This is a genomic window from Pseudomonas sp. PB3P13, from assembly GCF_054897735.1.
Genome location: NZ_CM142702.1, coordinates 5,037,946 through 5,050,948, shown reverse-complemented (window position 1 = coordinate 5,050,948; position 13,003 = coordinate 5,037,946). Strand labels below are relative to the sequence as shown.

Annotated in this window: 9 protein-coding genes; 1 reads left to right on the top strand and 8 read right to left on the bottom strand. The window is 59.7% G+C overall.

Annotation, left to right across the window (positions count from 1 at the left end; translation table 11 throughout):
* Positions 1-137: 137 nt before the first annotated feature.
* The 5 genes from ACYZT1_RS23310 to betI form a co-directional block, all read right to left on the bottom strand.
* Positions 138-1,475, bottom strand: coding sequence for a TldD/PmbA family protein (locus ACYZT1_RS23310; RefSeq protein WP_462016883.1), 1,338 nt, complete (start codon positions 1,473-1,475; stop codon positions 138-140).
* The gene (locus tag ACYZT1_RS23305; RefSeq protein WP_462016882.1) at positions 1,475-2,917 is read right to left on the bottom strand and encodes a TldD/PmbA family protein; all 1,443 of its coding nucleotides are present in this window, start codon (positions 2,915-2,917) and stop codon (positions 1,475-1,477) included. The genes ACYZT1_RS23310 and ACYZT1_RS23305 overlap by 1 nt, the downstream gene beginning before the upstream one ends.
* Positions 2,918-3,188: 271 nt before the next feature.
* A complete protein-coding gene (gene betA / locus ACYZT1_RS23300; RefSeq protein ID WP_462016881.1) occupies positions 3,189-4,892 on the bottom strand; it encodes a choline dehydrogenase in 1,704 nt (567 codons plus the stop codon).
* Between the two features lie 222 nt (positions 4,893-5,114).
* Positions 5,115-6,587 carry a betaine-aldehyde dehydrogenase gene (betB, locus tag ACYZT1_RS23295; protein ID WP_462016880.1) on the bottom strand — a complete coding sequence of 491 codons (1,473 nt, stop codon included), beginning with the start codon at positions 6,585-6,587 and terminating at the stop codon, positions 5,115-5,117.
* A gap of 109 nt (positions 6,588-6,696) precedes the next feature.
* Entirely contained in the window at positions 6,697-7,290 is a 594-nt protein-coding gene (gene betI, locus ACYZT1_RS23290; RefSeq protein ID WP_462016879.1) for a transcriptional regulator BetI, read from the bottom strand.
* Between the two features lie 320 nt (positions 7,291-7,610).
* Here betI and betT point away from each other — a divergent pair, with 320 nt between their 5' ends.
* Entirely contained in the window at positions 7,611-9,617 is a 2,007-nt protein-coding gene (betT, locus tag ACYZT1_RS23285) for a choline BCCT transporter BetT (RefSeq protein WP_462016878.1), read from the top strand.
* 248 nt (positions 9,618-9,865) lie between these two features.
* Here the strand turns inward: betT and choV are convergent, their stop codons facing one another.
* From choV to ACYZT1_RS23270, 3 genes are all read right to left on the bottom strand, one after another.
* Positions 9,866-11,044: a choline ABC transporter ATP-binding protein gene (choV, locus tag ACYZT1_RS23280; RefSeq protein ID WP_462016877.1), complete on the bottom strand. Its 1,179-nt coding sequence runs from the start codon at positions 11,042-11,044 to the stop codon at positions 9,866-9,868.
* Positions 11,041-11,886 carry a choline ABC transporter permease subunit gene (choW, locus tag ACYZT1_RS23275; RefSeq protein WP_462016876.1) on the bottom strand — a complete coding sequence of 282 codons (846 nt, stop codon included), beginning with the start codon at positions 11,884-11,886 and terminating at the stop codon, positions 11,041-11,043. The genes choV and choW overlap by 4 nt, the downstream gene beginning before the upstream one ends.
* Before the next feature lie 76 nt (positions 11,887-11,962).
* The gene (locus ACYZT1_RS23270) at positions 11,963-12,913 is read right to left on the bottom strand and encodes a choline ABC transporter substrate-binding protein (protein ID WP_462016875.1); all 951 of its coding nucleotides are present in this window, start codon (positions 12,911-12,913) and stop codon (positions 11,963-11,965) included.
* Positions 12,914-13,003: the final 90 nt, after the last annotated feature.

Genomic DNA, 13,003 nt, shown 5'->3' with positions numbered 1-13,003 from the left:
CGAGGGGGCTTGCCCCCGTTTGGCTGCGCAGCGGCCCTGGATCGGCAAACGCGTTCTTCAGACAGGCTGCATTTCGCGGGGTTTACGGCTGCTTTGCAGCCCCACGGGGGCAAGCCCCCTCGCCACAGATTTTGTGTTTACAGGGTCAGAGTCAGTTTGCTGATCAACGCGCCCGGCAATAACGCCGAGGCCGTTGCCCGCTGACTGTAGGTACTCGCCGACAGTAACAATTCACGCTGCTCGGTCAACGCTTCCAGCTGCGAACCGAGCAGACTGAAAGCACTGTCATCAAAACGCATCGTACTGACCGGCGCCTGAATCTCGCCGTTCTCGACCCAGAACGTCGCAAACCGGGTCATGCCGGTCATGCGCGCGGCAGGTTGATCCGAATAGTTCAGATACCACAGATTGCTGATATACAGCCCGGTTCCCAACTGTTTGAGAATCTGCGCATCGGCCAATGTTCCCGCAGCCATGTTCAAGGCGCTCGGCATCTCGCCCGCGCCGGCGCCATTGGCGGTCAGGCCATATTCGGCCGCACTGCGTGAACTGACCATTTGCGCCCCGGCCTGACCGTGGACGATCAATCCCAGATCGCCACGCGGATAACCCTCGCCGGAAAACGCCGGGCTCAACGAACCGCTGACTTTTTCCTCCAGCGATACCAGCGGGCTGAATGCACTCTCGCCTGCGTAGAGTTTTTGCAACGCGCTGCTCTTGCTGGCGATTGACTGCGCGGAAAATCCACCCCAGCTCAGCATGCCCATGATTTCTTCCATGGCCGCCGGCGCCAGGTATGCGCGGTATTGCCCCGGTGCCAGCGTGCGCAACGGACGGCCGAGAAACGCCAGCTGCTCGCGCGCCAGCTGAAAGCGTTTGGCAAATCCTTCGCTGTTCCAGTCATGCCCGGCGTAACTGGCTTTTACCGCCTGACCGTTTTCGTGAAACAGGCTGAAGTCGAAATTGAAGCTGTTCGCCTGATGCCAGCCGAAAGCACCCGAGGAACTGGCGAAGCCACGGCTGATCGGCCCTGCGGCGTAGAACCCGACCAGGTCCAGACCTTCGGCGGCCTGGGCGATCTCGGCGACCACTTGTGCGGTATCCGGCAGCGGATGGTCCTGCACGTTCTTGCTCTGCCAGCCGTTGTGATTGAGCAGCAGGTAAGGGTCCGCCGGCAACAGCGGCAAGGTTTCGCGCAGTTGTTGCAGACCTTCGGCCAGCCGCTGAACGTCGACCTGCGTATCGCCCGACAGCGTGATGTCGAGGTCGGCGTGACGTCCGTCGTTGATCAGTTTGAAGCCGACGCTCGCTTGCTGCACCTGGCCAGCCTGACGCACCTTGGCGTGGTTGAAACGCACAAAGGCCGATGACTCGGCGGCGTAGCTGAGGGTGAATTGTTCCGGTTCGCGAATCGCGTCGCGCAGCCAGGTGACCAGCGTCTTGAACGATTCGGCCTGGCTTTTCAAAACGTTCATCAGGCATCTCCCCCGAATACATCGACCTGGCTGAACACGCACGCAGGCGAGGCATGGCCCACGCGGATCACCTGGTTTGGCTCGCCCTTGCCACAGTTCGGCGTACCCAGAACCTTGAACGTGCTGGCGTCGCCGACCGCACTGAGACTTTTCCAGAAGTGCGCGGAAATCGCCCGGTAGTTCGGATTTTTCACCACGCCTTTGAGCTCGCCGTTTTCGATCAACTGGCCCCATTCGCAGCCAAACTGGAATTTGTTGCGCGCATCGTCGATCGACCACGAACGGTTGGTGCTCATCAATATGCCGTGTTCGATGTTGCCAATCAGTTGCTCCAGGGGTTGATCACCGGGCTCGATATTGAGGTTGGCCATGCGATCGATTGGCGGACGGTTCCAGCCGCACGCGCGACTGTTGGCGACACCGTCCATACCCGCGCGAAATTGCGACAGCGCACCGCCCAATGGTCGCAGCAGCACACCTTCCCTGATGAGGAATTGCTTGCTGGCGGCAGTGCCATCGTCGTCATGGCCGTAGCTCGCCAGTTGTTCCGGGATGTCCGGGTCGAACGTGACATTGAGCAGTTTCGAACCATATTGCAGGTGGCCGAAGTCTTCGGCTTTGACGAAACTGGTGCCCGCATAATTGCGCTCGTCGCCCAAAATACGGTCGAGCTCCAGCGGGTGGCCGATGGATTCGTGGATCTGCAGCATCATCTGGTCCGGCATCAACAGCAGGTCGCGCGGCCCTTGCGGAGTGTTGGGGGCCAACAACAATTGCAGCGCCTGATCTGCAACGGTCGGGCCCGCGCCGATCAACCCGCAACGACTGATCACATCGGCGCTGCCTTGCTGACCGAAGTTCTCGCGGCCGAGGCTGCGGGTCTGGCTGTCGTGGCCGTCGTAGGCCGTCACGTCGAGGCCCGGATAGACAAAACGCTGAGCCTGGCGCAACTCGGCACCTGCGCTGTTGAGGTAGATCTGCTCGACGTAGGTGATGCCAATGCTGACTTGCCAGTTCACCAGTCGCTCATCCTTCGGGACGGAGGCGGACTCGGCACCAAGCAGTTGGTAGCAATCGCTCAGGGATGGAAACGGCTGGTCGAGGTTTGGCGAAAAGTAATCGGCGCGCTCGCTGGAAACTCTTTGCTCACGCAGATCGAGCAGGGCGTGCGGTTTCAGTCGGCGGGCTTGCTGCTCGGCTTTTTCCAGCGCGCTTTGCAAGCCGGTCTGCGACAGGTCGTTAGTCGCGGCATAGGCCTCAACGCCGTTGACGCGCACCGTCAGCATCGCGCCCTCGTCACGGCTGAGGCTGGGAGGTTCGGCAACGTTCTTGCGCACCGACAGATGCTGACCGGACTCGCGCACATAACGCAGCGAAAAGAATTCAGCGCCCGTGCGCAACGCAGCAAAGCGCTGCTGGAGCTGGGGGTGGAAATCGAACATTCGGGAACCTCCCTGGTATGCAGTGGCGATGCAGCGATGTCGCGAGGGGGTGAAACGTTTGCGTGGCGCTAGATTAGGCCTGGGCGTGGGGTAGATCAAGGGTGGGCGGGATTGTTGGGGTGTATCCGTTGGGAAAATGTTGTTGAGGCGGACCCCATCGCGAGCAGGCTCACTCCTACAGGTGAGCTTCGGTGTTCACAGTATCTGCGTTCACTGAAGATCACCTGTAGGAGTGAGCCTGCTCGCGATGGCCGCGACTCGGTATCACGCCTTACTGTGCAGTCAGGCTCACATCGCGCAACGGCTTGCCACGCACCGGAGCATCGCCGGCCACGTAGTAATCTGCCGTGCTGCGCGGCAGGGGCTGGCGACCACGGATCTTGTCGGCGATTTTCTCGGCGATCATGATTGTCGGAGCGTTCAGGTTGCCGGTGGTGATGATCGGCATGATCGAGGCATCGACCACGCGCAGGCTCTGTATGCCATGGACTCGACCTTCCCCATCGACCACGGCCATTTCGTCAGTGCCCATCTTGCACGAGCAGGACGGGTGGAACGCGGTTTCGGCGTGTTCGCGAATGAACGTGTCGAGCTGCTCATCGGTCTGCACGTCGATGCCCGGGCTGATTTCACGGCCACGGTAAGCGTCCAGCGCGGGTTGCTGCATGATTTCCCGGGTCAGGCGGATGCCATCGCGGAATTCCTGCCAGTCCTGCTCGCAGGCCATGTAGTTGAAGAGGATGCTCGGGTACTCGCGCGGGTCCTTCGATTTGGCCTGTACGCGACCACGGCTTGGCGAACGCATGGAGCCCATGTGCGCCTGGAAGCCGTGCTCTTTCACACCGTTACTGCCGTTGTAGTTAATCGCCACCGGCAGGAAGTGGTACTGGATGTTCGGCCATTCGAAATCAGGGCTGCTGCGGATGAAACCGCCGGCTTCGAACTGGTTGCTGGCGCCGATGCCGCTGCCGTTGAACAGCCACTCGGCACCGATGGCCGGCTGGTTGTACCAGAGCAGCGACGGGTACAGCGAGACCGGTTGGGTGCAGGCATATTGCAGATACAGCTCGAGGTGATCCTGCAGGTTTTCGCCGACGCCTGGCAGGTCGTGGACCACCGGGATGTCGAGCTTGTTCAGCAGCTCGGCCGGGCCGACACCGGAGCGTTGCAGGATTTGCGGCGAAGCGATGGCGCCGGAGCACAGCAGCACTTCCTTGCGCGCGCGAGCTTCGACGCGTTCTTCTGCAGCGCCGATCAGGTAACGCACGCCGACCGCACGTTTGCCTTCGAACAGGATCTTGTCGGTCAGGGCGTGGGTGACGATGGTCAGGGTGGAGCGCTTCTTGGCGACGTCCAGGTATCCGCGCGCGGTGCTGGCCCGGCGGCCGTTCGGCGTGACGGTTCGGTCCATCGGACCGAAGCCTTCCTGCTGGTACCCGTTCAAGTCTTCAGTGCGCGGATAACCCGCTTGCACGCCGGCTTCAACCATCGCGTGGAACAGCGGATTGTTGCCCGCTTTTGGCGTGGTCACGCTGACCGGGCCATCACCGCCGTGATAGTCGTTGGCACCGATGTCGCGGCTTTCCGCTTTGCGGAAGTACGGCAGACAGTTCAGGTAATCCCAGTCTTCCAGACCTGGCAATTTCGCCCAGTTGTCGTAGTCCATGGCGTTGCCGCGGATGTAGCACATGCCGTTGATCAGCGAGGAACCACCCAGGCCCTTGCCGCGGCCACATTCCATGCGACGCCCGTTCATGTGGGGTTCCGGATCGGTTTCATACGCCCAGTTATAGCGTCGGCCTTGCAGCGGGAATGCCAGGGCAGCCGGCATCTGCGTGCGGAAGTCGAGACGATAGTCAGGGCCGCCGGCTTCGAGCAGCAGAACGGTGACGCCTTGGTCTTCAGTCAGACGGGTCGCCAGAGTGTTACCGGCCGAACCAGCACCGATAATGATGTAATCGAATTCTTGGGACATTGAATGCACCCTCTTTGAAGTTGGTCAGGTCAGGCGAGTGCTGCGCACCTGTGGCGAGGGGATTTAGCGAATCGTCGCATCGCCCCGTCCGGCTGCGCAGCAGTCGTAAACCAGCGACTGGTTCTATCTGAAGAGTCGCGGTGTCTGGGTGGGGGCTGCTAAGCAGCCCAACGGGGACAAGTCCCCTCGCCACAATGGCGTTCACTCCAGACTGTGCGCAGATCAGAAAACCGAGGCGTAATCGCCCAGTTCGACCTGTACCGATTTGATGCGCGTGAAGTTGTTCAGCGAGCTGATCCCGTTCTCACGCCCCACGCCCGACTGCTTGTAGCCACCGACCGGCATCTTCGCGTCGGATTCGCCCCAGGCGTTGATCCAGCAGATACCGGCTTCCAGTTGATGAATCACGCGGTGTGCGCGGTTCAGGTCTTTGGTGACGATGCCGGCGGCCAGACCGAAGTCGGTGTCGTTGGCACGACGGATCACTTCTTCTTCGGTTTCGTAGGTCAGGATGCTCATCACCGGGCCGAAGATTTCCTCGCGTACGATGGTCATTTCGTCGGTGCAGTCGGTGAACACGGTCGGGGCCACGAAGGCGCCTTTGGCGAATTCGCCGTCAGTCAGACGATCGCCGCCGCACAGTACGCGAGCGCCTTCTTCCTTGCCTTTGGCGATGTAGCCCAACACGCTTTCCATGTGGGCGAAGCTGACCAGCGGGCCGAAGTTGGTGTTTTCGTCTTGCGGGTTACCGATACGGATGCGCGCAACGCGCTCGGCGATCTTCGCTTCGAAGGCGGCTTTCAGGTGGCTCGGGACGAATACGCGCGTGCCGTTGGTGCAGACCTGACCGGAGCTGTAGAAGTTGGCCATCATCGCGGTGTCGGCGGCACGATCGAGGTCGGCGTCATCGAAAATGATCAGCGGGGACTTGCCGCCCAGTTCCATGGTCACGTCTTTGAGCGACGAAGCCGAAGCGCTGGCCATGACCTTCTTGCCGGTGTCGGTGCCGCCGGTGAAGGAGATTTTTTCGATGCGCGGGTGCTCGGTCAGCCAGGTGCCGACTTCACGACCGCTGCCGGTCAGCACGTTGAACACGCCCGCCGGGACGCCTGCTTCGGTGTAGATCTCGGCCAGTTTCAGCGTGGTCAGGGAAGTGACTTCGCTCGGCTTGAAGATCATTGCGTTACCGGCGGCCAGGGCGGGTGCGGATTTCCACAGCGCGATCTGGATCGGGTAGTTCCACGCGCCAATACCGGCAACAACGCCCAGCGGCTCGCGACGGGTGTAGACGAACGAAGTATCGCGCAATGGAATCTGCTCGCCTTCGATAGCTGGCACCAGGCCTGCGTAGTATTCCAGTACGTCGGCGCCGGTGACGATGTCGACGTATTTGGTTTCGGAGAAGGATTTACCGGTGTCCAGGGTTTCCAGGGCAGCCAGTTCATCGTTGCGCTCGCGCAGGATATCAACGGCACGACGCAGGATGCGCGAACGCTCCATGGCGGTCATCGCAGCCCAGATCTTCTGGCCTTTTTCGGCGCTGACCACGGCGCGTTCAACGTCGTCTTTGGTCGCACGCTGGACGTTTGCGAGGACTTCACCGGTAGCCGGGTTGATGGCTTCGAAAGTGGCGTCGCTGCTGGCGTCAGAGTAGCCGCCATCGATGTAGAGTTTTTGCAGTTCGAAACGGGCCATAGTGTCCTCGCAAGTGCATAAGTGGTTGGCGTTAACCACCGGGCGATGCCCTATAGCGTCGGGCATCGCTGGTCAGTGGCAGTTCAGGGGCAGAGCGATTCTGTGTGCTCTAACTCACCTGCTTGGCCAATTGAAAATCCATGTATTCGTAAGCGATCCGGAGCGCCTGGGCAGTGTCGAAAGCATCTCCCGACAGCGCTCCGCGCAACCACAAACCGTCAATCAAAGCAGCCAGGCCACGTGCTGCACTGCGCGCGTCATTGAGCGGCAATACACGGCGGAACTGGCAGCACAGGTTGGAATACAGGCGGTGATCGTTGATCCGCTGCAACCTGTGCAATGACGGGTGGTGCATGCTGGTGGCCCAGAAGGCCAGCCAGGTTTTCATTGCCGGGCCATTGACCTGGCTGGCGTCGAAGTTGCCTTCGATAATCACCTGAAGATGCGCGCGCGGGCTGTCATCTGTCAGCGCCTGACGACGCGCGGTGACGTTCTCGCTGAGGACGCTCATCAGGTGCTGCGCCGTGGCAGCGATCAGGCCGTTCTTGTCCTGAAAGTAATGACTGATGATGCCGTTCGAGACACCGGCCAAACGGGCGATCAGCGCAATGCTGGCATCCCCCATGCCGACTTGATCTACGGCCTGCATCGTGGCTTCGATCAATTGCTGACGGCGGATGGGTTGCATACCGACCTTGGGCATCTTGCACATCTCCTTAGGCCTTCCGGCAGACGGCTCGCGTCTATCGGATTGAGGGCCAGTCTATTTTGTTTTGATTGAACGTTCAATCAACAAAGAATAAGCTCTGCGACAAATCGTCGCTGCTTACAGCTTTTTCCTACGTGTAAATGGCGCAGATACGACTCTCCAAACGGCTGGAAACCTGCAAGCCACGGTGCTTCCACGGTTTGGCCGTAGTGGGGACGTCTTTATATCACCCGTCTGTCGGCTGCCAACTGACCGATTGCTCGGGTTCCGCGTTGCCTTGTGTTTTTCTCTCGTACTGCCGGAGCCGCTGTGCCATGAGTTCTGCCTCTCTGATAAAGACCCCGCCCGAGAAGGTGACGGTCAACGGTTGGGTGTTTTACACCTCTACCGCGCTGATTCTGCTGTTGACTGTGATCCTGATCATTGCCCCGCAAGAGGCTGGCAGACTGCTCGCCACGGCGCAGGCCTGGTTGTCGCGCAGTTTCGGCTGGTACTACATGGTGGTCATCGCTGCTTATCTGGTGTTTGTGGTTGGCCTGGCGTTTTCGTCTTACGGCAAACTCAAGCTGGGCAGCAAGGACGATACACCGGACTTCAGCTACGGCGCCTGGGCGGGGATGCTGTTCTCGTCGGGCATCGGCATTTCGCTGCTGTATTTCGGCGCTTCCGAGCCGCTTGATCATTATTTCAATCCACCGGAAGGCGTTGCGGCCAGCACCACTGCCGCGCGTCAGGCTGTGCAACTGACGTTCCTGCACTGGGGCCTGCACGGTTGGGCGATTTACGCATTGGTCGGTCTGGCGGTGGCGTATTTCGCTTACCGGCACAATCAGCCGCTGGCGTTGCGCTCGGCGCTGTATCCGCTGGTCGGCGAGCGTTGGGTCAAGGGCGCGGCCGGTCATGCGGTGGACGGTTTTGGCATGTTCGTAACGCTGCTGGGGCTGGTGACCAACCTGGGGATCGGTTCGCTGCAGGTGTCGTCCGGTCTGGAAAACCTGTTTGGCATGCAACACAGCAATACCAATCTGCTGATCGTGATCATTGTGATGAGCACCGTGGCGACCATCGCTGCGGTATCTGGCGTGGAAAACGGCATCCGTCGTCTGTCCAATCTGAACATTGTGCTGTTCAGCGGTTTGCTGATTTTCGTCTTGCTGTTCGGGCCGACATTGCACCTGCTTAACGGTTTTGTGCAAAACGTTGGCGATTACCTGAATGGCATCGTGCTGAAGACCTTCGATCTTTATGTGTACGAAGGCGACGGGCAGAAGACCGAGCGCTGGATGGGGCTGTGGACCCTGTTCTACTGGGCCTGGTGGATTTCCTGGGCTCCGTTCGTGGGCATGTTCATCGCGCGTATTTCCCGTGGTCGCACCGTGCGTGAACTGGTCGCGGGTGTGCTGCTGATCCCGTTGGGCTTCACCCTGGCGTGGCTGTCGATCTTCGGCAACTCGGCCCTGGACCTGGTGATGAACCATGGTGCGGTGGAACTCGGCAGGACCGCGCTGGAACAGCCGTCCATGGCGATCTACCAACTGCTTGAGCATTACCCTGCTTCGAAGATAGTGATCGGCGTTTCGATTTTCGTCGGTTTTGTGTTGTTCCTGACCCCGGCGGATTCCGGCGCGGTGATGATGGCCAACCTTTCCTGCAAGGGCGGCAACGTTGATGAAGATGCGCCGCACTGGTTGCGCATCTTCTGGTCGGTGGTGATCACGCTGGTGACCATCGGTCTGCTGTTTGCGGGCAACTTCGAAGCCATGCAAACCATGGTGGTGCTGGCGGGCCTGCCGTTCTCGGTGGTGCTGGTTTTCTTCATGTTCGGCTTGCACAAGGCCATGCGCCAGGACGTGCAGATCGAACAGGAGCAAGCAGAGTTGGCCGCCCGTGGCCGTCGTGGTTTCAGCGAGCGCCTGACGCAGCTGGACTTGCAGCCGAGCCAGTCGATCGTTCAGCGCTTCATGGACAGGCAGGTCAGCCCGGCGCTGGAAGATGCCGCCGCGCAACTGCGTGGCCAAGGTCTTGATGTGCAGACGTTGCTGGGCAAGGCCAAGCGCTGCATGGGCCTGCGCATCGAGATGGAGGAGGGCAATCCGTTCGTGTATGAGGTGAGTCTGGATGGGTATCTGGCGGCGGCGAGTGATACGGCGTCGGCGGAAAGTGCCGAGGAGCCGCGCGCACGTTACTACCGCGCCGAGGTTTACCTGCACAACGGCAGCCAGGATTATGACTTGATGGGCTTCACTCAGGAGCAGATCACCCGTGATGTGCTCGATCAGTTTGAAAGCCATCGCCAACTTCTTGGGCGGGTTTATAGCTGAGTTGCAAGTGCGCCCAAGATACATTGTGGTGAGGGGGCTGTGGTGAGGGGGCTTGCCCCCGTTGGGCTGCGAAGCGGCCCCAAAACTGGATAACGCGTTGTTTCAGCAAGATAACGGTGAATGGATCTGGGACTGCTGCGCAGCCCAACGGGGGCAAGCCCCCTCGCCACAGGAGTCTGCTGCGAAGCCAGATATCTGCCCTGACAAAAACGCCGCGATTCTCTCGCGGCGTTTTTGTGTGCGACGGGTTAACCCATATTTTTGCCCAGCAACGCGTGATACAGCTCGCTGTCGCCGAGAATTCCGACCACTTTATTGTTGTCGTGCAACACCAGTTTGTTTCCCGTCTGATAGCGAATCTGCAGCGCATCGCGCATGCCGATACTGGAATCCACCAGCGTCGGACGACGCGCCAGACCTTCCACCGCTTGCCCCGGAATCCAGTTCTGCAGATCCAGGCTTTCTCCATTTTGACGGGCGCCTTTGATGGTGTTGCCTTCCGCCAGATCCAGCCAGGAATCGCCACCCGGATCGAGGCAAACCGAGCCGTTGATGCGTTTGCAGTTGTCCAGGGTGCGCATCAGGCTGCGACCGCACAGAACGTTCAGCGGGTTGGTGTGCGCGACGAACGTGCGCACATAATCGTCCGCAGGGTTCAGAACGATTTCTTCCGGTTTGCTGTACTGAATAATTCGCCCGTCCTTCATGATCGCGATGCGGCTGCCCAGTTTCAGCGCCTCATCAAGGTCGTGGCTGACGAAGACGATGGTTTTGCTCAGTTTGCGTTGCAGCTCCAGCAGTTCATCCTGCAAGCCCTGGCGGATCAGCGGGTCGAGCGCCGAGAACGGTTCGTCCATCAGCAGAATGTCGGCGTCCATCGCCAAAGCGCGGGCCAGGCCTACACGCTGCTGCATGCCGCCGGAAAGCTCATCGGGCTTCTTGTTTCGCCACTGGGTCAGGCCCACCAGTTCGAGTTTTTCATCGACCAGTTTCTTGCGTTCCTTCTCCGGACGTCCCTGCATCTCCAGACCGAAACTGATGTTCTCGCGCACCGTCAACCACGGCATCAGGGCGAATTTCTGGAACACCATGGCGATGCGTTTGGTGCGCATCATTTTCAGCTCGGCCGGGGTGCACGAAGCGATGTCGATCTGCTTGCCTTCGTGCTCGACAAACAACTTGCCACGGCTGACGGTGTTGAGCCCGTTGATGCAACGCAAGAGGCTGGATTTGCCGGAGCCGGACAGGCCCATCAGCACGCAGATTTCACCTCTCTCGACGTCCAGGCTGGCTTTTTCAACGCCGACGATCTGCCCGGTTTTTTTCAGGATTTCATTGCGGGTCATGCCTTGGTCGAGCAGTTTCAGCGCTTCGCGCGGATCCTTGGTGAAGATTACGTCGACGTCTTCGAAGCGAATAATGCTCATGCGTCACCCCCTGCTTTAGCGTCGGGTTGTTTGCAGATACGGTCGAGCATGATCGCCAGCAGTACGATCGCCAGGCCGGCTTCAAAGCCCAGGGCGATATCAGCAGTGTTCAGTGCGTTGACCACGGGTTTGCCCAGGCCATCGGCGCCCACCAGTGCGGCGATCACCACCATCGACAGCGACAGCATGATGCACTGGGTGATCCCGGCCGCGATGCTTGGCATGGCGTGGGGCAATTCGATCCGTGAAAGCAGTTGACGGCGCGAGCAGCCGAAGGCTTTGCCGGCGTCCATCAGTTCCTGGGGGACATCGCGAATGCCCAGGTAAGTCAGGCGGATCGGCGCGGCAATCGCGAACACCACCGTCGAGATCAGGCCCGGGACTACGCCCAGCCCGAACAGGGTCAGGGTCGGAATGAGGTACACGAAAGTCGGCACGGTCTGCATCAGATCGAGCACCGGCCGCATCACGGTGTAGAACATCGGTTTGTGCGCGGCGACGATGCCCAACGGTACGCCGATCAGCACGCACACGAAGGTGGCGAACAGCACCTGCGCGAGGGTTTCCATGGTTTCCTGCCAGTACCCCAGATTGAGGATCAGCAGAAAGGAGGCAATGACAAAGACCGTCAGCCCCCACTTTCGTTGAATGAAATGTGCGAGGAGCGCAACGAGGCCGATCAATGCCAGCGGGTTGAACCAGGTCAACGCGAACGTCACGCCGTGGATCATCGTTTCCAGTGACAAGGCGATGGCGTCGAAGGTGTTGGCGCCGTGTTGCGTCAACCATTCAACGAAGCCTGCGATGTACTGGCCTAAAGGGATTTTCTGATCAATCAGCATGGTAGTGAACGTCCGCATGCAAGGAAATAACAGCCCGGACGACCGAAGTCGTCCGGCGTAAGCGATGCTCCTGAATTCAAGGCTGAGCGAGCTTGGCTTTCACGGCTTCCAGGCCAGGTTTACCGTCAATGGTGGTGACGCCAGCGAGCCAGGTATCGAGCACCTGTGGATTCTTTTTCAGCCAGGCCCTGGCGGCCGCATCAGGCTTGATCTTGTCGTCCAGGACGTTGCCCATCAGCGTGCTTTCCATGTCGAGGGTGAACGCCAGGTTTTTCAGCAGCTGTCCAACGTTGCTGCATTCCTGTACGTAGCCCTTGCGGGTGTTGGTGAAGATGGTCGCCTGACCGAAGTTGGGGCCGAAGAAATCGTCGCCGCCGGTCAGGTATTTCATCTTGAATCGGGTGTTCATCGGATGCGGTTCCCAGCCCAGGAACACCACGGCGGTGTTGCGGCGCTGGGCGCGATCGACCTGCGAGAGCATGCCGGCCTCGCTGGACTCGACCACCTTGAAGCCGGCGTCTTTCAAGCCGAAGGCGTTCTTGTCGATCATGCTCTGGATCAGGCGATTGCCGTCATTGCCCGGTTCGATGCCGTAGATCTTGCCGTCGAGTTCCTTCTTGAATTTGGCGATGTCGGCGAAATCTTTCAGGCCCTTGTTATACAACTCCTCAGGCACAGCGAGGGTGTATTTGGCGTTTTCCAGGTTGGCGCGCACGGTTTCCACGGTGCCCGCTTCACGGTAGGCCTTGATGTCGTTTTCCATGGTCGGCATCCAGTTACCGAGGAACACGTCCATGTTCTTGCCGTCGGCCAGGGATTTATAAGTGACCGGCACGGAAATCATCGTGGTTTTGGTTTTGTAGCCGAGGGCATCGAGCACGACGCTGGTGGTGGCGGTGGTGACGGTAATGTCAGTCCAGCCGACATCGGAGAAATTAACGGTGCTGCATTGGGCCGGTTCTGCAGCTTGCGCCAGAACCGGCAGACTCAGCATGGCGGCCAACAACAACGACGGGGAACCTTTCATGGATGGACTCCTTGGTGTTTTTTTTGGCAGTGTTCCGACTGGACCACCGCACTTATAGGTTGCGGTTGGATGGCGTTTTGAAGACATCTC

Coding starts and splice junctions, on each gene's coding strand:
- ACYZT1_RS23310 (WP_462016883.1), bottom strand. CDS start 1,475: ATGAACGTTTTGAAAAGCCAGGCCGAATCGTTCAAGACGCTGGTCACC.
- ACYZT1_RS23305 (WP_462016882.1), bottom strand. CDS start 2,917: ATGTTCGATTTCCACCCCCAGCTCCAGCAGCGCTTTGCTGCGTTGCGC.
- betA (WP_462016881.1), bottom strand. CDS start 4,892: ATGTCCCAAGAATTCGATTACATCATTATCGGTGCTGGTTCGGCCGGT.
- betB (WP_462016880.1), bottom strand. CDS start 6,587: ATGGCCCGTTTCGAACTGCAAAAACTCTACATCGATGGCGGCTACTCT.
- betI (WP_462016879.1), bottom strand. CDS start 7,290: ATGCCCAAGGTCGGTATGCAACCCATCCGCCGTCAGCAATTGATCGAA.
- betT (WP_462016878.1), top strand. CDS start 7,611: ATGAGTTCTGCCTCTCTGATAAAGACCCCGCCCGAGAAGGTGACGGTC.
- choV (WP_462016877.1), bottom strand. CDS start 11,044: ATGAGCATTATTCGCTTCGAAGACGTCGACGTAATCTTCACCAAGGAT.
- choW (WP_462016876.1), bottom strand. CDS start 11,886: ATGCTGATTGATCAGAAAATCCCTTTAGGCCAGTACATCGCAGGCTTC.
- ACYZT1_RS23270 (WP_462016875.1), bottom strand. CDS start 12,913: ATGAAAGGTTCCCCGTCGTTGTTGTTGGCCGCCATGCTGAGTCTGCCG.